This window comes from Aidingimonas halophila (assembly GCF_900106955.1).
GTDB lineage: Bacteria > Pseudomonadota > Gammaproteobacteria > Pseudomonadales > Halomonadaceae > Aidingimonas > Aidingimonas halophila.
Map to the genome: position 1 here is coordinate 645,674 of NZ_FNNI01000001.1, position 21,698 is coordinate 667,371.

The following is a 21,698-nucleotide window of genomic DNA, read 5'->3' on the forward strand; positions in this document are numbered from 1 at the left end:
CGTCAAATGATCTCGAAATAGCGATCCAGCTCCCAGTCGGTGATAGCGCGGCGGAACTGCCGTTCTTCCCACTCACGGGTAGCGGCGAAATGCTCCACGAAGGCATCACCAAGCCACTGACGGGCCTCGCTGGAGGCTTTCAGGCGCTGGGCAGCGTCCCATAGGGTTCGTGGCAGTGCCTGATGTTCGGGATGGTCAAGTTCATACGCATTCCCCTTGACCTGTGCATCGGGCTCAAGCCGTTGTTCGATGCCACAAAGGCCAGCAGCGATCGCGGCTGACAGTGCCAGGTAAGGATTGGCATCGGCACTCCCCAGGCGATACTCGACCCGTTGCGATTTATCGCTACCCGGTATGACACGCAGGGCCGTCGTGCGGTTTTCCACTCCCCAGGTCGCATCGGTCGGCGCCCAGAAACCGGGGATCAACCGCGTATAGCTATTGATGGTCGGTGCGAACATGGCCAACCACTCCGGCATCAACTTCTGCTGGCCGGCGACGAAGTGGCGCTGTATCGCGCTCATCCGATACGGTCCTTCGGGATCGAAGAATGCCGATTTGCCGGAGGCGATATCACGCAGTGACAGATGAATATGGCCACTCTGGCCGGGGTAATCCGGGGACCACTTGGCCATGAACGTCGCCATCAGACCCCGGCGTTGTGCCCATACCTTGGTGAATGTCTTGAACAAGGCGCCCTTGTCTCCGGCGGCCAGCGCATCATCCACGGCGATCGCCGCTTCGAGTACGCCCGGCCCGGTCTCGGTATGCAGCCCCTCGATGGGAAAGTCCATGGCTTCGGACAACGCCAGCAGTTCATGATAGAGCTCGCTATGCACGGAACTGCGCAGCATCGAGTAGCCCATCATGTCGGGTGTCAGAGGCTTCAGATCACGAAAGCCTTTTTCCCGGATGGACTCCGGCGTTTCCTGGAACATGAAGAACTCATACTCCAGAGACCCGCAGACCTCGAAGCCCATCTCGCGCGCTCTGGCCAATACACGCTTCAATAGCCCTCTGGGACAGATGTCGCTGGCCGGCCCGTCGAACTCGGCCAGAAACAGCAACATATCCTCGCCTTCGCTGGGCAGGTCACGGCAACTGTCAGGCACGATGGTCAGAGGGGCATCGGGATAGCCGGTATGCCACCCCGTGAACGACACATTGTCATAGAGCTCGTCCTTGCTGTCCCAACCCAGCACCACGTCACAGAAGGAAAAGCCGCTTTCCAGCGCCGCGAAGAATTTGTCGCGTCGCATGTATTTGCCCAGCATCACGCCGTCGATATCGAACATGCCCACTTTGACATGACTCAGCCCGCGCTCCTCGACGATGCGTCGAGCGTCGTCCGCTGTCTTGATGTCTCGTGCTTGCATTCGGCTCATCGAACTCCCCTCGTTCATGACTCTTGTCATTGTTTGTCGTCATGGATGGCCGTTCGCGCCGACGGCATGTCAGGTCCATCCATTGCAGTGTCAGTCGGCCGTCAGTCGGGTGCAAACAGCATCGCCCTGGCTGACAATCCGGCTATCGGAATCGCCGATACTGTCCGGTTGACTACGCTGTCACTTCACTATTCCGTGACGATCTCCTCCTGTACCCATGGCAGGTAGTGCTTCACTTCACTGCGGTAGTGACGGTCCAGCAAGCGACGGCTGTCGCGGGCCAATTGCGATGACAGGCCCCCCAACTCATCGCGCCGAGCGACCAACGTCAATTCACGCCGCAATGGCGGAGTCGGCATGGGGACGATCTGTACGTTCAGTCGTGCCAATCCGGCCTGGTAGAGACACAAGGGAGTGGTGATAGTCCAGCCGGCGCCGGCACTGACCAACCCCAGGACGGCGTAGGTGTTATCCAGATGCAGCCGTGCCGGCAGTTCCAGTTGATTGACACGTAGATGGCGTTCAATACTCTGTCCGATCAACGACTGCGGCGTGTAGCGGACGAAATCCAATTGCCGGGTCAACCAGCGCAGATTGTCCTTCGGGCCGCTCCAGTCGGCAGGAAGCACCAGCACGAACGGCTCGCCCAGCACGGGATGACGTTCCAGGCCATCGTAGTTTTCCAGCCGGTCGTCGGAGATGATGATGTCCACATGCCGAGTCAGCAGCGAATGGCCATGCATGTGTGACAGCCCGGTGGTCACGGTGTAATCGTGCGTATGGCGCTTGATGACGTCGATCAACGGCTTGCCTACGGCCGTTGCCAGGGAATCGACCAGCGCCATGCGCACCTGATGCAAACGCCCGAATCGTCCTGACACCACTTCACGACGCGTGGCTCGGGCCTCCTTAAGCAAATGCTTGGCACGGTCATAGAAAAAACGGCCGGCGCTCGTGGCCTCCATGGGTCGGGCATGCCTGTCCAACAGGCAGATACCCAACGCCTCCTCGAGGTTGGCCAGGCTCTGCGAGACCGAAGACTGCTTGAGACCCAGGCTCTCGGCCGCAGCCGTCTGGCTACCACGCTCCAGCGTTTCGACGAAGATTTCCAGGCTCCGCAGGTCGAAGCCGAAACCGCTACGCATTGCAGGCTCCCGGTTTGAGTCAGGAATCGGCTCCGGTATCCGCCGGAACCGGGGAGACGGTCCCCGGCCGGCAGTCCGGATAACGATCAGCTATAGCGGTACGGCGGACCGGCATCCTGCATGGTTTGGCGATAATCCTTGAGAATCTGTACCAGCTTGGCACTGCGTTCGCTTTCCTCGGCAATCTCATCCCAGAAAGAGAGCGCTTCATCCTCGATGGTCTGCCACTCCTCTTCGGGAATCGATGTCAATTCGAGTTTACCGCCGGTGGTGCGGTAGTGCGCCTCTCCCCACCAGTACCAGTGCTGTCGATAATAGTGGGAACTGTCCATGCATAGTTTGAACAGCGTCTTGAGATGCTCGGGAAGCTCTTCCCAGCGTTCGGTATTGGCGAAATACGACCCCGACCAGGCACCGGAAATGTTGTTGGTGAGGTAGTAGTTGCTGACATCGGCCCAACCGACGGTGTAAGCCTCGGTGATACCGGCCCAGGCGATGCCATCGAGTTCACCGGTCTGCATGGCGACTTCGATATCCTCCCAGGGCAGCGTCACCGGCACGACACCGAATCGTTCGAGAAAACGTCCTGCCGTCGGGAAGGTGAAGACCCGCTGGCCATCGAGATCCTCGATACTGCGGATGGGATCGCGTGTCACGAAGTTGCAGGGATCCCACGACCCGGAACCCAGCCAGGTGACGTTATCCACCTCGCCGTACGCTTCTTCCCATATCTCCTTGAGGCCGTAGTGGTGAAACAGGGTCGGCACATCCAGGCTGTAACGTGAAGCGAACGGAAAATAGCCACCGAAGACCGAAACATCCACCGGCGCATTGATCGAGTCATCGTCACTTTGCACCGCATCGATGGTACCGCGCTGCATGGCACGGAACAGTTCACTGGTGGGAACCAGTTGGTCCGAGTAATAGAGTTCGATCTCCATTTCGCCGTTGGCAGCCTTGTTGAAGGCATCGATCGATGGCTTGATGACATGCTCTGCCAGGGAAGGACCCGCATAAGTCTGCAGCCGCCAGCGAATCGGCTCGTTCGATTGCGCATGCACATAGGGTGCCGGGAAGGTAGCAGCACCGACACCGGCGGCGGTGGCATAACCGGCCGTCTTGAGGAAATGGCGTCGATTGTTGTCCATCGGTCGCTTTTGATCTTTGGGTTTGTTGTTGTTGGACATGATGTCACTCCCGCGTTGTATCCGTATGGGTGAGTCAAATGATCGTCATTGCAGTGATTCCAGCGTTGCTGTTCCTCCTCCTGGTTGGTGAGTGAATTCGAGAAATCGCCACTATCGCGCCCCATAGAACGTTTCCGGCAGCCACATGGCAATTTGCGGAAACGCCGTGACCAGCCCCAGGCCGACAATCATGATGGCGACGAACGGCCAGACACTGCGGTAGATGTCACCGAGTGAGATCTCCGGCGGCGCCATGGCGCGCATGAGGAAAAGGTTGTAGCCGAACGGGGGCGTCATGTAGGCGATCTGGACGGTAATCGTATAAAGCACGCCATACCAGACAGGGTCGAATCCCAAACTGATCACCAGCGGCACGTACAGCGGCGCCACAATCACCAGCATCGCGGTATCGTCCAGAAACATCCCCATCAGGATGTAGGAGAGCTGCATCATCAACAGAACTTCCCACGGGCCCATGCCGATCCGATCGAGGAATAACGCCTCTATGGCACGAACCGCACCCAGCCCGTCGAATACCGCCCCAAAACACAGCGCGGCCAGAATGATCCACATGAACATGCAAGTGATGCCCAGCGTCTTGTGCATCGTGTTCTGGAGCACTTCACGGGTCAGTCGCTTCTTGAACCAGGCTGCCAGAATCGCTGACGTTGCGCCGACCGCCGAACTTTCCACCAGGCTGGTCACGCCCATGATGAACAGTCCGGTCATGGCAAAGAAGATCAGCAACGGCAGGATACCGGCACGCAACAGCAGCAGTTTCTCGCGGGTGGTATGTTGACGCTCCTCCTTGGGCAAGGGAGGCGCCAGATGGGGCTGGAGACGGCAACGCACCACGATATACAGGATGAACAGGGAAGCGAGCAGCAGGCCGGGAAGCGCCCCCGCCAGCCATAACTTGCCGACAGGCTGCCGAGCAATCATGCCGTAAAGCACCAGCACAACGCTCGGTGGTACCAGGATGCCCAGCGAACTCCCCGCCTGGACGACACCGGTTACCATGATCTTGTCATAACCCCGTCTCAAGAGTTCCGGTAGCGCAATGCTCGCGCCGATCGCCATACCGGCCACACTCAATCCGTTCATGGCCGACACCACCACCATCAAGCCGATGGTGCCGACCGCCAACCCACCTTTCAGCGATCCCATCCAGACGTGGAACATGTCGTAAAGATCGGAGGCGATGCCCGACTCCGAGAGCATGTAACCCATGAAGATAAACAGCGGCAGGGTCAGCAGTGGATACCAGCTCATCAATTGAAAACTGGCGTTGAACGGCATCTCCACACCGCCATCACCCCAGAGCAGCAAGGCCGAAGCCGCTCCAACGAAACCAATGACACCGAAGACGCGTTGACCGGTCAGCAGCAACACCATCATGGAGGAGAACATGGTGAGCGCGATCATTTGATAACTCATGACCACTCCTCCCCACGGGCGGTGGCCAGATCCTTGAACAGCGTGGAGAACGACTGCAGCAACATCAGGACGATGCCGAACGTCATGATGATCTTGATCGGTGCCAGAGGCGGTGCCCAGGAGGAATAACTGCGTTCACCGTATTGCAATGCATATTGGGTACTGGAGATCCCCCCCAACAGAAGGGTCACCAGAAAGACAATCAGGAAAAGGATGGTAACGACATCCAGTGCAGCACGTCGGCGCAGGCTCATCCGTCCATAGAGCAGATCCATGCGGACGTGAGCACCCATCTGCATGGAATAGGCGCCGCCGACCAGAAAGTAAGCCACCATCATGAACTGGGACAGTTCCACCACCCAATTCATCGGGCTATTGAAAGCCGTTCGCGCAATGGATGAAATCAGCAGGACCCCGATCATCACGAAAATCAGGTACGTGATGAGGCGGCCGACACGCCGGTTGAACGCATCGACATAGCGTACATAGTATCGGATCGGTTTTGGCATCGTCTTGTTATTATCCCTGTCGTCGTTCTGGTCAGTCGCTTGGCAAGTGTGAGCAGCGGATGAGGAAAAGCGCAAAAAACATCGCTATCAACGACAGCAGAAGTATCGATTTTATCGATAGCGCACTGTATCGGCGCGTCGAGCGAATGGTATTCACCAACTCGACGCGGTGACGGGAAGCTCAATGCGTGATGTCGATATGTCGTGCCAACTCCGGGATCGTGTCCCCCAACGACCGACGGAAGTGACGTTCCAGCAAACGTCGGCTCTCCCGGGCGAGTTGGCTCGGCAGATTCCCGAGCTCATCTCGGCGTGACACCAGGGTCAATTCACGTCGCAAAGGCGATGTCGGTAGCTCGACGACCCGAACATCGAGGTGCTCCAGCCCGGCCTGATACAGACACAGCGGCGTAGTGATGGTCCAGCCGGCGCCGGCATTGACCAGACTCAAGACCGCGAAGGTATTATCGAGGTGTAGCCGAACCGGAAGTTCGAATTGATGGAGTCGCAGGTGACGCTCGATGCTCTGCCCAATCAGCGACTGCGGGGTATAACGCACGAAATCCAGATGACGGGCCAGCCAGCGAAGATTGTCCACCGGCCCATCCCAGGCGGAAGGCAATACCAGCACGAAGGGTTCACCCAGGATCGGATGTCGTTCCAGACCATCGTAGTTTTCCAGGCGGTCATCGGAAATGATGATATCGACATGCCGTGTCAACAACGAGTGGCCATGCATATGCGACAGGCCGGTTGTCAGGGTGTAATCATCGGTATGCCGCTTGATTGCCTCGATCAACGGTTGTCCGACCGCCGTTGCCAGCGAGTCGACCATGGCGACACGCACTTGATGCAGGCGACCGAAAGTCTGGGACATCAGTTCGCGGCGTGTCGAACGGGCTTCACCCAGCAGTCGTTTGGCACGGTCGTAGAAGAAACGGCCGGCACCGGTCGGCTCCAGAGGGCGGGATTGGCGCTTGAGCAAGGTGACACCGAGAGCCGCTTCGAGGTTGGAGAGGCTTTGCGATACGGTCGACTGTTTAAGCCCCAAGGCATTCGCGGCAGCGGTCTGACTGCCTCGCTCCAGGGTTTCGACGAAGATTTCCATACTACGCAGATCGAAGCCGTAAGCACTGCGTGTCATGATCGTCTCCCGAGCCGTGGTCCGGCGGCACAACGGTGTCGTGTAAGCATACCCGACAATTCCTGATGCTAGGAGAATCCCAGACAATGACCTATCTGATGTTCATCTACGGGACACTGAAACGTGGCTTTCCGAATCATAGCCCCTACATGAACAGGGCCGAGTTCGTCGATGTTGCCAAGACATGCAACGCCTTTCCTCTCAAACTGCACGGCGGCCGCTACACCCCCGTAATGATCGATAACCGGGGAAAGGGGCATCGCGTTCATGGAGAACTGTTCCGCGTCGACACCGCGACACTACGCGAACTTGATCGCTTCGAAGGTGTCCATGAAACCGACGGTTATCGCCGCCAACGACTCACCGTCACCGACGGTCGAGGAAATATCCGGACCGTCTGGGGGTATCTGAAGTCACCCGTAGCGGTGAGCGACGTCAAGAGTCGGGCCATGTCAATCTATGACGACACACGCTACCGGCCCCGATCCATGCTGCAACCCCACGATGAATGAGTGAGGTGCTGTGGCGAAAATGAACATGAACCAACGGATGAGGTAATGATGAAGGCAACGGCCAGTGCCACACTTTCCGCCATGCGCCCCTCTTCGCATTGGACCGGTTGGGGCCAGTGGCTGGCCTTGATGACCATGACCACCGATCATGTCACCCGTTATGTACTGCCATACAGCTGGGACACCGCCTGGGCCGGTGCTTCCATCGGTCGCATCGCCATGCCGCTGTTTGCGGCCATGGTCGCCTGGCACGGCCTGTTCAATACACGTAACCCGCTGCGTTATGCCCGACGAATCCTGGTCATCGGACTGATTGCTCAATTGCCATATATGTTGATGCCGAGGCCATCGGATGCCTTCGTCCTCAACATCTGTTTTACACTGGCGGCCGGATTGGCCTGGGGAACGTTACTGGAACGGGTGATTCGTCAACTGGAAACCGCGCCGCGCCCCGACCCACGAGGCGTGTTGCTGGTAGTGCTATCCTTCGGGGCTTGGTACGTCCTCGGAAATTGGGTCGAATACGGCCATCATGGCTTGCTGTTGATTCCGCTCTACATGCTGGCCATGCATCATCTTCACCGCGCAGGCACCAGCTTCACAGAACGTTTCGGGGCAGCCATGGCCGCCATGCCGGTCTTGCTCGTGGCCGGTCAGATGAACACGACCGACATGGCCAAATCATTCACGGTGGGAACCTGTCTTTGCATCCTGCTTCTGGCTGCCGGGGCCGCACGTCTGATTCCCGGCGTGCCGATCAAGATGCCCCGGCGTCTCTGGCTCGCCTGGTACCCGGCCCATTTCGCGGCGATCGCCATGATCGTCAATTGGCCGGGTTAGGCGCTGTCAGAAATGCCATTCCAGATTGAAAGTGGCGGCATCGGTATCGATGCCCGGACCATCGGCATTGCCGAACTTGTTGCGCCACATCTCGTAGCCGACCCCGGCCAGGAACTGATCTCCCTCGTTCCACGCCAGGTCGCCGACGTCCAGCATCAATGAGGTGCGGAGCAACTGCTCATCGTCGGTCTCACTACCGCCCGCATCCTCACCCTTCTCGGTGTTGTAGTTGTAAAAGCCCTGGAACTTCAGAGGAATCGCGCCGGCCTCGAACGGCACCCCCCAAGCAATGTTCAACTGGGCGTAAGGATCGAACTCGACATCGTTGTCCGGGCCACAAAAATCGAGGCCGCAATGATTCCATTCATGACTGTACAGCAGGCTCACGTCCAGAAAACCGCGCGGCAGATCGAACTTGAGCGTCGGCCCCACCAGAAGCTGACGCTTACGTGGCGAAAAATCGGTATTCTTGGTATTGAGATCGAACCCAGCGGTCAGAGCGACATCGCCCACCGGTCCGAATGACAGTGGTTCGTCGAAGACGCCGCCATAATGCAGCTGATGTCGATAGGCCAGATAGGCTTCAGTTGCCCCGGTATCCCCACCGAAAGTCGTCGGATCATTGCTACCCGATTGCAGCATGTCGAGGTTGAAGAAGTTCTGGCCCAACGAATATCCACTGACGTGGGTCAGACTGAGAATGTGTTTCTCCACATCCTCCTCAATGCCGGGTTCGGTGAATTCGGTACCGTATCGATAGCCGATCGACGTATCGCTCCAATCAGCGGCCTGAACCGCCGGAACGACGGTGGCTACGGAAAATAGGGAGGCTGTCATTACGGCCTTGGGACTCGGTTTCATTGCATTGTCTCCAGCTCTTGTCGTTGTATTCGAGACGTTCTGTATACAAAATCGACTCGATAAATCAGTCTAGAGACACCAGAACAGATGAAAACCGATAGTCCCTGATAGTCTGCATAACCAAAACGATATACGGCCCGGCGATTTACCCATCTGATTCACGAGGCAATCATGTCCCAGAAACGCCAGGATCCACTGGATACTTACCTGCTACGCGTGCTGACGCTGTTGCTTGATGAGCGCAGTGTTTCCCGTACGGCCATTCGCATGCAGCAGTCCCAACCCGCAGTCAGTGCGGCGTTGAAAAAACTGAGAGGTATCTTTGGCGACGAACTGTTGGTGCGGGAGAAAGGCGGCATGGTACCTACGGAACGGGCACTGCAATTGCTGCCACATGCACGCAGCGCCCTGGCTGCCATCGATCAACTGACACAACAGCCGGGGGAGTTCGACCCTTCAGCGAGTCGACATACGTATCGCCTGGGCGCTCCGGACTACCTGGCGCCCATTTTCATGGCGACGGCTTCCCAGCGCTTCCGTCGGGAAGCCCCCAACGCACGGCTGTCGATACATGCCCTGGGACCGGACTATGACTTCGAAACGGCTCTGGCCGAAGGAGACATGGACATCGTGATCGGCAACTGGCCGGAACCACCGGAACGGATGCACTTGTCGATGCTACTCGAAGACGAGATCGTCTGCCTGGTAGCTTCACACCATCCGCTGGCCAGCACAGGCATTACCTACGAGGATTATCTCAACGCCGGGCACATCGTCCCGCTGCCCTATTCCCGCAATCAGCGCGGCGTGATTGATCGTCGGCTGGCCAACCTGCGTATCGAGCGCCGTGAAGTCGTCGAGGCCCAATCATTCAACCTGGCGCCGCATCTGCTGAAGGACACCGACCTGATTTTTACCACCAGCCGCCACTTCGCACGCTTCTATGCTCGGCAGCTCGGGCTCACGATCCTGCCCTCCCCGATCGATTTTCCCCCCATGCGTTTTTATCAACTCTGGCACGACCGAACCCACCACTCGCCCTCGCATCGCTGGCTGAGACGTCTGCTCAGCGATGCCGGACGGCAGATCCAGTAACGCTCGGGGATACCTACTCGAAGCTGAATCTCGGCTCAGGCGCCTCGGGAAGCCGCGAGGCGCAGTCCCGTACCTTACCGAGCAATTCGTCGTGCGAACTGGCGAGCAGATTGACATGTCCGAGCTTACGGCCAGGCCGTTCGCTCTTGCCATAGCGATGCAAGTGGGCATCGTCGATGGCAAGAATCTCGGCCGCCTCACCCTCGCTGCCGATGACATTGACCATGCAGGTGGGTTGTCGTGCTTCGGTCGACCCTAGCGGCAATCCCTGAATGGCACGCAGATGATTCTCGAACTGGCTGGTGACGGCGCCATCCAGGGTCCAATGGCCGGAATTGTGTACGCGCGGAGCCATTTCATTGGCGAGCAACCGTCCATCACGAGTCTGGAAGAGCTCGAGCGCCAGCACACCGACATAGTCGAGTTCATCAAGCAGCGCCCTGATATAGCCATCTGCCGTTTGCTGCACCTGCGGTTCCAAATTCGGCATCGGGGCGAGCGAGTAGCGGAGGATACCCTCGACATGCACGTTCTCGGCCATGGGGTAGAAAGCAACCCGGCCATCGCGTCCACGCACGGCGATGATCGACACCTCGCGCACGAAATCGACGAACGCCTCGACGATCAGACGCTCATGGCCGATCGTCTGCCAAGCCGCCGCGGCCTCTTCAGCGTCATGCAAAACAGCCTGTCCCTTGCCGTCGTACCCCTCGGTGATCGATTTGGCAACCACCGGCGCCCCCAGCTCGCGGACGGCTGATGCCAGTTCTACGGGGCTCGACACCAGGCGGTAAGCAGGGGTAGGAATCGACAGTCGATCGAACAGTGCCTTCTCCTCGGCACGGTTCTGACACACATGAAGCGCATGGCTGTTGGGATAGACCGGTTTTCGACGTTCGACGGCCTGCACCAGATCCACCGGCAGATGTTCGAACTCGTAAGTCACCACATCGACACGGGACAGGAAATCATCGAGGACATCCTCGTCGCTGGCTTCGCCGGAAAACACGAGTATCTCACCAATGCCCGCGCTCGGCTTGCCAGCGGGATCCAGAAAAACGAAACGATCGGCCAGCGGGTATCCCGCCAGGGCCAACATCCGCCCGAGTTGGCCAGCGCCCAACACACCGATATTCATGCCTGCCTCCCGAAAAGAATGATGGGTCATATGGCTGTGAAAAGGATATCACTCGTCATGCGGATCGGGATTATCGAGCACCTTCTGTGTCTGAGCACGGCGATACGCCGCAACAGCGTCCCGGACACTTTCGTCACTGAGCGACAGGATCTGCGCCGCCAGCAAGCCGGCATTGGTGGCGCCGGCCTTGCCTATGGCCAGTGTCCCCACGGCAACGCCTCCCGGCATCTGAGCGATGGACAGGAGCGAGTCCAACCCCTTGAGCGACTTGGATTCCACCGGCACGCCAAGCACCGGCAACGGCGTTTGCGACGCCACCATGCCAGGCAGGTGGGCGGCGCCTCCCGCACCGGCAATGATGACCTGAATGCCGCGGTCCGCGGCGCTCTTGGCATAATCGAACAGGAGATCAGGCGTACGGTGAGCCGAGACCACTTTCGTCTCATACACCACTCCCAGACGCTCGAGCATGTCGACGGCATGTTTCATCACCGGCCAATCGGACTTCGACCCCATGATCACTCCGACCCGGGGTGGCTCAGTAGACGTTTGCATGGCCTTTCCTCACTTCGTGATGCACAACGAAAGGCGGGTATTCTAACGGCGCCCGAGGGCGCCGTCATCTTGACCAATCGAACAAGTGTCGTCAGTGCTCGACAGCCGTCGCGCTGCGACGATGACTCAGCCAGTTGCCTGTCACCAACAGTGCAATGACGACCACTCCGGCGACTTCCGTCATCGGGCTCGGATAGAACACACCAACCGTGGCGGTCGCCAGCAGAATCCGTGTGGGCCACATCATGCGGGTGAACAAATAGCCCTCGAGGCTGGCAGCGAACGATAGCAATGCGGCGATCGCGATCACGGCATTCCAGATCACCAGGAGCACCGGCCCGCCGACGATGATTTCGGGGTTGAAGACCATGAACAGCGGGATCAGGTAGAGCCCCTTGGCAAACTTCCACGCCTGGAAACTGGTCTCCATGGGCTTGCTGCCGGCGATGGCCGCCCCCGCAAAACCGGCCAGGGCGATAGGTGGCGTCACATTGGAGTCCTGGGAGTACCAGAACACCACCAGATGCGCGATCAGCAGAGGAATACCGAACTCATTGGTCAATGCCGGCCCGACCAGGACGATCAGGACGATGTAGCTCGCCGTGACCGGCAAGCCCATCCCCAGGACGAGACTGGCCAGCAGCACCATCAACAACGCCAGCACGATATTGCCTCCGGAGAAGGCCAGCATCATCGAGGAGAACTTCAGCCCCAGACCGGTCAGACCGACGACCCCCACGATGATGCCTGCCACGGCACATGCCATGGAAACGGCAACGGCATTGCGTGCCCCGAGCTCCAGGCTTTCGACCAGCTTGAGCAGTCCGGCGCGAATCGTCTCCCGAACCTTGTCGGCAGTCACGTGCTGGCCTTGTTGGGGAGCGATGAAGAAAAACCAGTAGGTATAGCGCAACACGGCTACCAGTACGATCGTCAGGATCGCATAGAACCCTACCCGCGTTGGCGACAGACTGATTGCCAGCAGCCAGATCAACACGGCCAAGGGCAGCAGGAAGTGCCAGCCACTGCGCATCACGTCGCGCACTTGCGGCAATTCCGCGCGCGTCATGCCCTGCATGCCCTGCTTCAAGGCAATGATGTGCACGAACAGATAGACGGTGGCGAAATACATGATGGCGGGCAGAATGCTTACCTTGACCACTTCCAGGTAAGGCATCTTGGTGTACTCGGCAATCAGAAAGGCCCCCGCCCCCATCAGCGGCGGCGTAATCTGTCCGCCGGTACTGGCTGCCGCCTCGATACCGCCCGCCTGATGCGGCCGATACCCCAGCCGCTTCATCAAGGGAATGGTAAACGCTCCGGTGGTCACCACATTGGCAATGGCGCTACCGGAAATCGACCCCATGCCGGCGGATGCCAGCACGGCCGCCTTGGCAGGACCGCCACGCTGGCGACCTGTCGCCGCATAGGCCAGGTCAATGAAGAACTTGCCGGCCCCCGTACTTTCCAGAAACGCGCCGAACAGCACGAAGGTGAAGATGTAGGTCGCCGCCACTCCCATCGGCAAACCAAAGATGCCTTCCTGTCCCAGGTAAAGCTGGCCGGCAACACGTTCCAGAGTATAGCCGCGATGTTCCAGAATGCCCGGCAGGAACTGGGTCAGCCAGGGCAGCTCCCCGCGCGGTCCGGCAAAGGCATAACCGATCGCCAGAAGACCGATAATCGTCATCCCCAGCCCGACGGCGCGCCGACTCGCCTCGAGCACGGTGACGGTGGCAATCATGGCGACCCAGATATCGGTCTGAGTCCAGAAACCGGCCCGATTGATGATTTCATCCAGGTACAAGACCAGATAGCCACCAGTGATAACGGCACCGGCGAAGAAAATGACATCGATCACCGCGCCCACCGGCCCTCGTTTGTGCTTGGCACCGAAGACGGGGAACATCAGAAACGCCAGCATCATGATCAGGGCAAGGTGGATGCTGCGTTGATAGAACAGACCGAGCGTCTGGATGCCTGCGGAGTAAAGCTGGAAAAGCGATAGGCAGACAGCCACTAGCGTTATCAGCCATAGAATCGGACGTGGCTGTATGGCATCACCTCCCGGCATTTTCACGGGCGGTGTCGTGGATTCGTTCATGGGGTCCTCGTCAGACATTGTCGGGCTTGTGCAGTCTCAAGGTCACACGCTCATGGGCCGCAACCGCACTCAGACTGAACTGTTGCGTACCCCATAGCAGGCGATGATTCACGTCGGACGATCCGACACGCAAGGTATAACGGTTGCCTGGCACGGGCTCGTCGATATGCTCGATCCAATACCCGCCCCGACCATCGGAGACCTGTTCACCGCGCCCCGGAATATGATCGAGACCGGCAGCGAAGTCCGGCTGATGGCTACGTTCGAGCATCATTTTTCCTTCTCGATAGCGATAGCAATCCCGCACTTCGAACCCTTCCACGGAATGGTTCCATCCCAGGCACCATCGGCCACCGGGCATGATCGGTATCGACACCAGGATGTTACCCTCTTGATCGATGGCCTCGAGGTTGGCGGGTACGACCTCGCCCGCGGCGGCGGGAAGCGTCAGCGACGACATTCCGGCCAACAAGATACACCAAAGGCAGTAACGTAACAGGGCGGGCATTGCTGCCCGCCCCGAAACGACGGTGTCAGGCATTGTCGTCATGACGATGACACATCATCATGAATGCCTGGCTCAGGGGCGCAGATCATCGGGAATCTCTGCGTCGATCTCCTCGTAATAGCGAATCGATCCGGGATGGAACGGCACCGGCGTGGACTCCATGCTGAACTCGACTGTCGTGTTCTCGGCAGCGGGGTGCACGTCGATCAGCTCATCAATACGCTCGAAGAGCATTTTGGTGACATCGTAGGCCAGTTGCTCATCCATATCGGCATTGACGACCAGGACATTCGGGATGCCGATGGTCTGTACGGCCTCATCGACCCCCTCGTAAGTTTCCGCCTTCAACTCATAGGGGGCAAAGACCGGTTCGTCCTCCTGCGCATTCTCGATCTCCTCATCGGTGAGGCTGATCAAGCGGATGTCCCGTGTGGACGCCAGGTTCATGATGGAACTGGTGGGTGGGCCGACACTCCAGAAACCAGCGTCGATATCCCCGTCACGAATGGCATCGGCCGTTTCGTTGAAGTTCAGGCGCTGTACGTTCATGTCGTCATAGGTCAGGCCGTTCGACTCGAGCACGGCACGCGCATTGAGTTCGGTTCCGCTGCCCGGCGCGCCTACCGAGACACGCTGTCCTTCCAGGTCGGAAAGTGACTCGATGTCGGAATCGGCCAGCGTGACCAGTTGTACGGCATTGGGATATACAGAAGCCAAGGCTCGCGTATTCTCGACCTGACGGCCTTCGAAATCGTCCTCTCCCATATATGCCTGATGGACGGTATCGGCCAACGCAAAGGCAATATCCGCCTCATTGCGCATGATCAAGCCCATGTTCTCGACCGATGCCCCTGTCACTTCGGCAGAGGCTTCATAACCCTCGATGTGCTCGCTGATCATTTCGGCCAAACCGCCGCCCAAGGGATAATAGACACCACCCGTACCGCCAGTGGCGATGGACAATGTTTGCTGCGCGAATGCGGCCGGTGCTGTCACCAACAGCGACGCGGCCAGGGCGTACTTTAGAGTTCGCATGAAGTTCTCCTGTGTGAGGTCATTGACCAACTTGTTATCTCATACGTCTGTCTGCGAGAAGAAAGCTAGCACGCCAAGCCACTGATCTGCCACAACGCCTTTTTCACACTTGTCCTACCTTTGGCGCATTGTCAGCGGCCGAAATACTGGCGGGAGCCCTACGTAGCGAGCATTAACAAATATCATCGATCAAAATCACTCGCAGGACTGGAAGAGCGAGCAAAAAACTTGCATGCTACTAGCGTGACAACCGAGATCGACGGAGCCCCATGAGCACTGCGCGATTAATGACCGGTTGGGAGGCCCTCGAGAGCACTAGAACGGCCCCCGACCTGGACGTTAGAGAGCTGGAAAAACGAACCCGTCTGATGCGCATCATCACCCGCCGCATCGCCCTATCCGAACGACCCAATCGAGATATTGCCCACCGTATGGGCATTTCACCACAGAAACTCAGTGACCTGCTGTCCGGTCGTGTCGAACAATTCACCATCGATGAACTGAAAACCTTGCGAGAGACCATCGACGTCGATTGATACGTTAGCCGACTGTCCGGGGACTTTTTGATATTCTTGGCGTCATACCACACTTAGCTACTCAGGATGATCCAGGGATATCTTCATGACGCATCGTTTGATGTGGCTTCTTGGCGCCACCCTGTTGCTGGTAACGCCGGTTGCCAGTGCGGAACCTTTCGTATTCACGGCAATCCCCGATGAAGACGAAACCCGTCTGCAGAAGCGGTTCCAGAAAGTCGCCGACTACCTGACCGATGAACTCGATCATGACGTGCGATTCGTACCGGTCAAGTCGTACTCGGCAGCCGTGACAGCGTTCCGTAATGACCAGGTTCAGCTAGCCTGGTTCGGAGGCTTGTCCGGTGTGCAAGCGCGAGAACGCGTCCCCGGGTCACGGGCTATCGCCCAAGGGGTCGAAGACACGGAGTTCAGGACCTATATCATCGCCAACGAGGACACTCGCCTGGAGACCGATGCCGGGCTCAGCGACGAGATGCGCGACCTGAGCTTGACGTTCGGTTCCAAGAGTTCGACATCGGGTCGCCTGATGCCGGAGTACTACCTGCGCGAGCATTTCGGCGAACCACCCGAGGAGACGTTTTCGCGGGTCGGTTTCAGCGGCAATCACAGTCGCACCATTTCGCTGGTGGCATCCGGTGCCTATCAGCTCGGCGCAGTCAACTATGCCGTCTGGGAGAATGAGGTCGAAGCGGGCGAGATCGATACCGACGCGGTCCGCGTGATATGGAAAACGCCGCGTTACCCGGATTACCAGTGGACGATTCGCGGCGACATCGATGACCGCTTCGGTGACGGTTTCACCGAGCAAGTACAGCAAGCGTTACTGACGATGGACGACCCCGACCTGCTTGAAAGCTTCCCCCGTGAAGGATTCATCAAGGCTGACAATGATGATTACGCCGTCATCAAGGAGGTCGGCAACGAGCTGGGACTCCTCGATCCGTGACATCGCTGACATTGCATGAGGTTGTCGCCGACTATGGAGAGGGTCGGGTTCTCGGCCCATTGAGCCTGACGCTCTCTCCGGGCGAGCGAGTGGCGTTGGTCGGCAAGAGCGGTGCCGGCAAATCAACGCTTCTGCATCTCATGTACTCACACTGGCGACACCGGAACGCTGCGTTGATTCCGCAGCAGCTGGGATTGGTCGATACGTTGTCGACGTTTCACAACGTCTACATGGGCGGCCTGCCACGGCACTCGATCCATCACAACCTGATCACGCTCGCTCGACCGTTTCGACGCGATATCGACGCCATCTTTCCGTTGCTCGAACGGTTGGAGATCGCCGACAAGTGCTGGAACCGTGCCGGTGAACTGTCCGGCGGTCAACGACAGCGGATTGCCGCCGCTCGCGCTCTCTACCAGGCAGGCTCGGTGCTGCTCGCTGACGAGCCGGTCTCCTCGCTCGATGGACCTCAGGCGGCTGCGGCCATGACAGCACTGACCGAGACCTATGACACTGCCGTCCTCGCCATGCATGATGTCGAATTGGCCCTGCGCTTCTGTGATCGCGTCATCGGCATTGATCAGGGCACCATCGCCCTGGACCAGCCCAGTCGACGCTTGGCCACCAGCGATGTACTTCCACTGTATGCATCGTGACCCGCTGTGCTACGACATGAGCCTATGGGAGGGTCGGTGATGAGGCAGTCTGCCAGCATACGGCTCAGTCTGGCATTTGTACTCGTTGCGTTCGTCTGCCTGCTATTCGCCGACCTCCAGATCAGCACATCCAACCCCTGGCAGGAGCTGGGACGTCTCGCGCTGGGGGTGGTCACGCCCGATTTCGCCGCCGTGGATTATCTCGGAAAGGCCGTAATCCGCACGCTGGCCTTCGCCTTCGTCGGAGTGGCGCTGGGCGCCGGCGGCGGATTCATGCTGGCGCTGTGCTTTCGCCATCGCGTGATTCGCGCGGGCTGCGCCATCATTCGCGCCGTGCATGAACTTTTCTGGGCGCTGCTGTTCCTGCAGTGCTTCGGCCTGCACCCCTTGACCGGCGTCCTGGCCATTGCCATTCCCTATGCCGGTATCTTTGCCAAGGTCTATGCCGAAATTCTCGATGAAACCGACCCCGAACCGGCCCATGCGCTCCCTGCAAGCAGCGGACGCCTGTCGACTCTGCTCTATACCCGGCTGCCGCTAGCCTGGTCCCACCTGGTCAGCTACACGGCCTACCGCCTGGAATGCGGCCTGCGTTCCAGTGCGGTGCTTGGGTTCATCGGCATGCCGACACTCGGCTACTATCTCGAATCCTCATTCGCCCAAGGGCATTACAGCAGTGTCGGTGCCCTGCTGCTGATCTTCTACGTCTTGATAGCCACTCTCAAGCTATGGGTACGCCCACGGTTGTTGCCGCTATACCTGATGGCAGCCCCCTTTTTGCTGGGGTCAGGGCTCCCCATCGCCTGGAGCAACGTCAGTCGTTTCTTGACTCAGGATGTGATTCCCGCCCCGATACGGTCGGGCGAAGGGATCGCTGGGTTGGGCCCCTGGTTAGGGGATCTGCTGACCGACCAAGCGCTGCCCGGCATCCTCAATACCCTATTACTGACACAAATCGCCCTGGTACTGACCGGCGCCCTGGCTCTGCTGCTCTTTCCTCTGGTCTCAAGCCATTTCACCCGGCGACTCTCCGGCACGGCGGGACATATGGTACTGGTCATTCTCCGCTCCACGCCGGAATACCTGCTGGCTTTCATTCTGTTGCAGCTTTGGGGCCCGTCGATGCTACCCGCCGTCGTTGCACTGGCAATCCACAACGGCGGTATCATCGGCCATCTGATCGGTCAACGAAGCAACACCTTGAGGCTACGCCCCGACGCCCCTCACGGCGTGGAACGCTATGCGTATGAAGTCGTGCCTCGGCTTTACGGGCCATTCCTTGCATTACTGTTCTATCGTTGGGAGATCATCATGCGAGAGACGGCGATACTGGGCATCCTCGGTGTCGCCACGCTTGGCTTCTATATCGATAGTGCCATTCAGGAAATTCGCATCGACCGTGCATTGGTGCTGATCCTGATCACGGCCCTGCTCAATATCGGCATCGACAGCCTGGCCCGCCATCTGCGCGCCAGACTCCGGCTCCGCTACCGTGCCAATAGCCGGCAGGGTTGTTGAAAGCCCCTGCCCTGCCGGTATGGCTTCACATGTCTTCGGGAATGTCGGTGACCGCCCCGCGGGACGCCGAGCTCACCGTTCTGGCGTATTTGGCCAGCACGCCCCGCGAATAACGCGGCGTCGGTCGTTGCCAGGCCGCACGGCGTCGCATCAACTCCTCGTCACTGAGATGCACATCCATGGTATCGGCTTCCGCGTCGATGGTGATGGTGTCACCATCCTCGACCAGGGCGATCGGCCCACCATCGAACGCCTCCGGAGATACGTGCCCAACGACGAAACCATGGCTCCCCCCCGAGAAGCGACCATCGGTGATCAATGCCACCTCGCTGCCCAGACCGCGCCCCATGATCGCCGAGGTCGGTGTCAGCATTTCGCGCATGCCAGGACCGCCACGCGGGCCTTCGTAACGGATGACCAGCACATCACCGGCGACGACGGTGCCATCATTGATGCGTGCCTGAGCTTCCTCTTCCGAACCGAAGACCCTGGCCCGGCCTGTGAACCGTGTGCCTTCCTTGCCGGTAATCTTGGCCACGGCACCTTCCGGTGCCAGGTTGCCGTGCAGGATACGCAAATGGCTTTCACTTTTGTGGGGCTGATCCAGGGGCGCGATGATACGCTGGCCTTCCGGATACGGAGCGACATTGGCCAGGTTCTCGGCCAGCGTCTTGCCGGTCACGGTCAGACAACTGCCATGCAACATCCCGGCGTCCAGCAGCATCTTCATCAGCGGTTGAATCCCACCGATCTCTACCAGCTCACTCATCATGTAGTGGCCGCTGGGACGCAGATCGGCCAGGACCGGCACCCGCTTGCCGATGCGTGTGAAGTCCTCGATCGACAAGTCGACGCCGATCGTATTGGCCATGGCGATCAGGTGCAGAACGGCATTAGTCGAGCCGCCCAGCGCAATCACCACAGTAATGGCATTTTCGAATGCCTCCCGTGTCATGATGTCCGATGGCTTGATGTCATGTTCAAGCAGTTTGAGTACCGCTGCACCCGCCGCCTCGCAGTCGTCACGCTTCTGTTGTGAGACGGCGTTCTGAGCCGAACTGCCCGGCAGGCTCATGCCCAGGGCCTCGATGGCCGAAGCCATGGAGTTGGCGGTGTACATGCCACCACACGACCCGGGACCGGGAATCGCGGTTTTTTCGATCTGCTGGACCTCGATCAGATCCATGTCGCCCTTGGTATAGGCCCCCATGGCTTCGAAGACCGAGACGATATCGGTGTGGCCCTCACCGGGCAGGATGGTACCGCCATAAACGAAGACACTCGGGCGGTTCAGACGAGCCAACCCCATCATGCACCCTGGCATGTTCTTGTCGCAGCCACCGATGGCGACCAATCCATCGAAGCCTTCACAGCCGGCCACGGTCTCGATCGAGTCGGCAATCACCTCACGCGACACCAGTGAGTACTTCATGCCCTCCGTGCCATTGGCGATACCGTCAGAAATGGTGATGGTATTGAAGATCACCCCTTTACCACCCGCCTGATCTGCCCCACCGCAAGCCGCCTCGGCCAGGCCGCCGATATGGCTATTGCAGGGTGTGACCTGACTCCAGGTCGAGGCGATACCGACCTGGGGCTTGGTGAAATCTTCATCGGTAAAGCCCACGGCACGCAGCATGGCACGACTGGCCGATTTTCCCAGCCCATCGACGACCGGTGCGGAATAACGACGACGGGGATCCTGTTGTTCATCGCTCATGGCAAGCTAGCTCCTCAAGACTCAGTCACGAACATCATTGTAGCGCGGTTGGATAGCAAGCCATGATCGACGCGCCGATGGTAGCTGTCAAAGCGACTTCGTGGTTTCATTGCTCTTGAACAAGACAAGTTGGACTTCCTCACGCAACCCTCGAGATAAGTCATGCCGTATACAGAAGCCAAGGAACATGTTCCGGGTCGCTTGAACACGATTTTCAACGAGCCCTACCAGGCCTTCGACAACGACGTCCCAGAGCGCCAGTTACACTTGAAGATCGCGTTACGTGCGCTGCTCGAACAGCCCATGCAACAACAAAGGCTGATTTTGCGGGTCATTCACGGCTGGGAAAATGGTAACGACGATCCCGTCGACCTGCGCCATAGCGACCATGATGTCACGGCACTGGATGACGTTCATGAGGTATTCCGGCGCTACCATCAGGCCATCGAACGTATCGAGCCGTTTCCCGAGGACGATGACTCACTCATTGCGCAACCCCGTGATGACGCCATCGCTCACGCTAGACGACAAGGCGCCGCACTCGACGACGACATCGCCCAGCGCCCTGCCCAGTGGCCGACGTTCGAACGAGGATTGTATTTATACACCTTGTTCAAGATGTACCACCGTCTGACCTATGGTGAGGACGAGAGCTACCGCTCCACGCGTTGCAGCACGGCGGAGGGTGAATTCGAGATCCACGAGTTTCATCTGGAGGAAGGCGAATTTGCCGTTGTCACACCGGCGGAAAGCGGACAGGACCAGCCCACCTTGCTGATTCTTCATGAAGGTGAGCTGGAGCCGGTGTTGCAGCTTTGGGAGACCGCCTGGCACAACGCCTAGACGGCGAGTAGGCCGGCCTCC

General features: G+C 58.7%; 21 protein-coding genes. 8 read left to right on the forward strand and 13 right to left on the reverse strand.

Annotated elements, in window-relative coordinates; genetic code table 11:
- Positions 1-2: 2 nt before the first annotated feature.
- The 6 genes from BLW01_RS03120 to BLW01_RS03145 all read right to left on the reverse strand — a co-directional run bounded on the left by BLW01_RS03120 (position 3) and on the right by BLW01_RS03145 (position 6,807).
- Complete coding sequence (locus tag BLW01_RS03120; protein WP_092568015.1) at positions 3-1,385, reverse strand: glutamine synthetase family protein; 1,383 nt, start codon at positions 1,383-1,385, stop codon at positions 3-5.
- 188 nt (positions 1,386-1,573) lie between these two features.
- Positions 1,574-2,530: a LysR family transcriptional regulator gene (locus BLW01_RS03125; RefSeq protein WP_092568016.1), complete on the reverse strand. Its 957-nt coding sequence runs from the start codon at positions 2,528-2,530 to the stop codon at positions 1,574-1,576.
- Between the two features lie 86 nt (positions 2,531-2,616).
- A complete protein-coding gene (locus BLW01_RS03130; protein ID WP_229806321.1) occupies positions 2,617-3,717 on the reverse strand; it encodes a TRAP transporter substrate-binding protein in 1,101 nt (366 codons plus the stop codon).
- A 111-nt stretch (positions 3,718-3,828) separates the two neighbouring features.
- Entirely contained in the window at positions 3,829-5,154 is a 1,326-nt protein-coding gene (locus tag BLW01_RS03135; protein ID WP_092568017.1) for a TRAP transporter large permease, read from the reverse strand.
- Entirely contained in the window at positions 5,151-5,663 is a 513-nt protein-coding gene (locus BLW01_RS03140; RefSeq protein ID WP_092568018.1) for a TRAP transporter small permease subunit, read from the reverse strand. Before BLW01_RS03140 ends, BLW01_RS03135 begins: the two co-directional genes overlap by 4 nt.
- Positions 5,664-5,844: 181 nt before the next feature.
- Complete coding sequence (locus BLW01_RS03145) at positions 5,845-6,807, reverse strand: LysR family transcriptional regulator (protein WP_092568019.1); 963 nt, start codon at positions 6,805-6,807, stop codon at positions 5,845-5,847.
- An 86-nt stretch (positions 6,808-6,893) separates the two neighbouring features.
- Between BLW01_RS03145 and BLW01_RS03150 the strand changes: the two genes are divergently transcribed.
- Both BLW01_RS03150 and BLW01_RS03155 read left to right on the forward strand, forming a co-directional pair.
- Positions 6,894-7,319, forward strand: coding sequence for a gamma-glutamylcyclotransferase family protein (locus tag BLW01_RS03150; protein WP_175529748.1), 426 nt, complete (start codon positions 6,894-6,896; stop codon positions 7,317-7,319).
- A gap of 45 nt (positions 7,320-7,364) precedes the next feature.
- Positions 7,365-8,159, forward strand: coding sequence for a TraX family protein (locus tag BLW01_RS03155; protein ID WP_373293998.1), 795 nt, complete (start codon positions 7,365-7,367; stop codon positions 8,157-8,159).
- Between the two features lie 6 nt (positions 8,160-8,165).
- Here BLW01_RS03155 and BLW01_RS03160 read toward each other — a convergent pair whose 3' ends face one another.
- Positions 8,166-9,020: a hypothetical protein gene (locus BLW01_RS03160; RefSeq protein ID WP_092568021.1), complete on the reverse strand. Its 855-nt coding sequence runs from the start codon at positions 9,018-9,020 to the stop codon at positions 8,166-8,168.
- Between the two features lie 171 nt (positions 9,021-9,191).
- Between BLW01_RS03160 and BLW01_RS03165 the strand changes: the two genes are divergently transcribed.
- Positions 9,192-10,115, forward strand: coding sequence for a LysR family transcriptional regulator (locus BLW01_RS03165; RefSeq protein WP_092568022.1), 924 nt, complete (start codon positions 9,192-9,194; stop codon positions 10,113-10,115).
- 13 nt (positions 10,116-10,128) lie between these two features.
- On the opposite strand, the gene BLW01_RS03170 is transcribed toward BLW01_RS03165, so the two are convergent.
- The 5 genes from BLW01_RS03170 to BLW01_RS03190 all read right to left on the reverse strand — a co-directional run bounded on the left by BLW01_RS03170 (position 10,129) and on the right by BLW01_RS03190 (position 15,455).
- Positions 10,129-11,253 carry a 5-(carboxyamino)imidazole ribonucleotide synthase gene (locus tag BLW01_RS03170; RefSeq protein ID WP_092568023.1) on the reverse strand — a complete coding sequence of 375 codons (1,125 nt, stop codon included), beginning with the start codon at positions 11,251-11,253 and terminating at the stop codon, positions 10,129-10,131.
- A 48-nt stretch (positions 11,254-11,301) separates the two neighbouring features.
- On the reverse strand, positions 11,302-11,808 hold the full coding sequence (purE, locus tag BLW01_RS03175; RefSeq protein ID WP_092568024.1) for a 5-(carboxyamino)imidazole ribonucleotide mutase: 507 nt from the start codon (positions 11,806-11,808) through the stop codon (positions 11,302-11,304).
- A gap of 91 nt (positions 11,809-11,899) precedes the next feature.
- Positions 11,900-13,912: a TRAP transporter permease gene (locus BLW01_RS03180; RefSeq protein WP_092568105.1), complete on the reverse strand. Its 2,013-nt coding sequence runs from the start codon at positions 13,910-13,912 to the stop codon at positions 11,900-11,902.
- A gap of 10 nt (positions 13,913-13,922) precedes the next feature.
- Positions 13,923-14,462, reverse strand: a complete 540-nt coding sequence (locus BLW01_RS03185) for a DUF1850 domain-containing protein (RefSeq protein ID WP_373293997.1) — start codon at positions 14,460-14,462, stop codon at positions 13,923-13,925.
- A gap of 30 nt (positions 14,463-14,492) precedes the next feature.
- Complete coding sequence (locus tag BLW01_RS03190; protein ID WP_092568025.1) at positions 14,493-15,455, reverse strand: TAXI family TRAP transporter solute-binding subunit; 963 nt, start codon at positions 15,453-15,455, stop codon at positions 14,493-14,495.
- A gap of 269 nt (positions 15,456-15,724) precedes the next feature.
- Between BLW01_RS03190 and BLW01_RS03195 the strand changes: the two genes are divergently transcribed.
- The 4 genes from BLW01_RS03195 to BLW01_RS03210 all read left to right on the forward strand — a co-directional run bounded on the left by BLW01_RS03195 (position 15,725) and on the right by BLW01_RS03210 (position 19,114).
- A complete protein-coding gene (locus tag BLW01_RS03195; protein ID WP_092568026.1) occupies positions 15,725-15,991 on the forward strand; it encodes an XRE family transcriptional regulator in 267 nt (88 codons plus the stop codon).
- Between the two features lie 85 nt (positions 15,992-16,076).
- Positions 16,077-16,940: a putative selenate ABC transporter substrate-binding protein gene (locus BLW01_RS03200; protein ID WP_175529749.1), complete on the forward strand. Its 864-nt coding sequence runs from the start codon at positions 16,077-16,079 to the stop codon at positions 16,938-16,940.
- Complete coding sequence (locus BLW01_RS03205; RefSeq protein WP_092568027.1) at positions 16,937-17,596, forward strand: ATP-binding cassette domain-containing protein; 660 nt, start codon at positions 16,937-16,939, stop codon at positions 17,594-17,596. Before BLW01_RS03200 ends, BLW01_RS03205 begins: the two co-directional genes overlap by 4 nt.
- Positions 17,597-17,635: 39 nt before the next feature.
- Positions 17,636-19,114, forward strand: a complete 1,479-nt coding sequence (locus tag BLW01_RS03210; RefSeq protein ID WP_092568108.1) for a PhnE/PtxC family ABC transporter permease — start codon at positions 17,636-17,638, stop codon at positions 19,112-19,114.
- A gap of 25 nt (positions 19,115-19,139) precedes the next feature.
- Here the strand turns inward: BLW01_RS03210 and ilvD are convergent, their stop codons facing one another.
- Positions 19,140-20,834: a dihydroxy-acid dehydratase gene (gene ilvD, locus BLW01_RS03215; protein WP_092568028.1), complete on the reverse strand. Its 1,695-nt coding sequence runs from the start codon at positions 20,832-20,834 to the stop codon at positions 19,140-19,142.
- A 162-nt stretch (positions 20,835-20,996) separates the two neighbouring features.
- Between ilvD and BLW01_RS03220 the strand changes: the two genes are divergently transcribed.
- Positions 20,997-21,677, forward strand: coding sequence for a hypothetical protein (locus BLW01_RS03220; protein ID WP_092568029.1), 681 nt, complete (start codon positions 20,997-20,999; stop codon positions 21,675-21,677).
- Positions 21,678-21,698 lie beyond the last annotated feature (21 nt).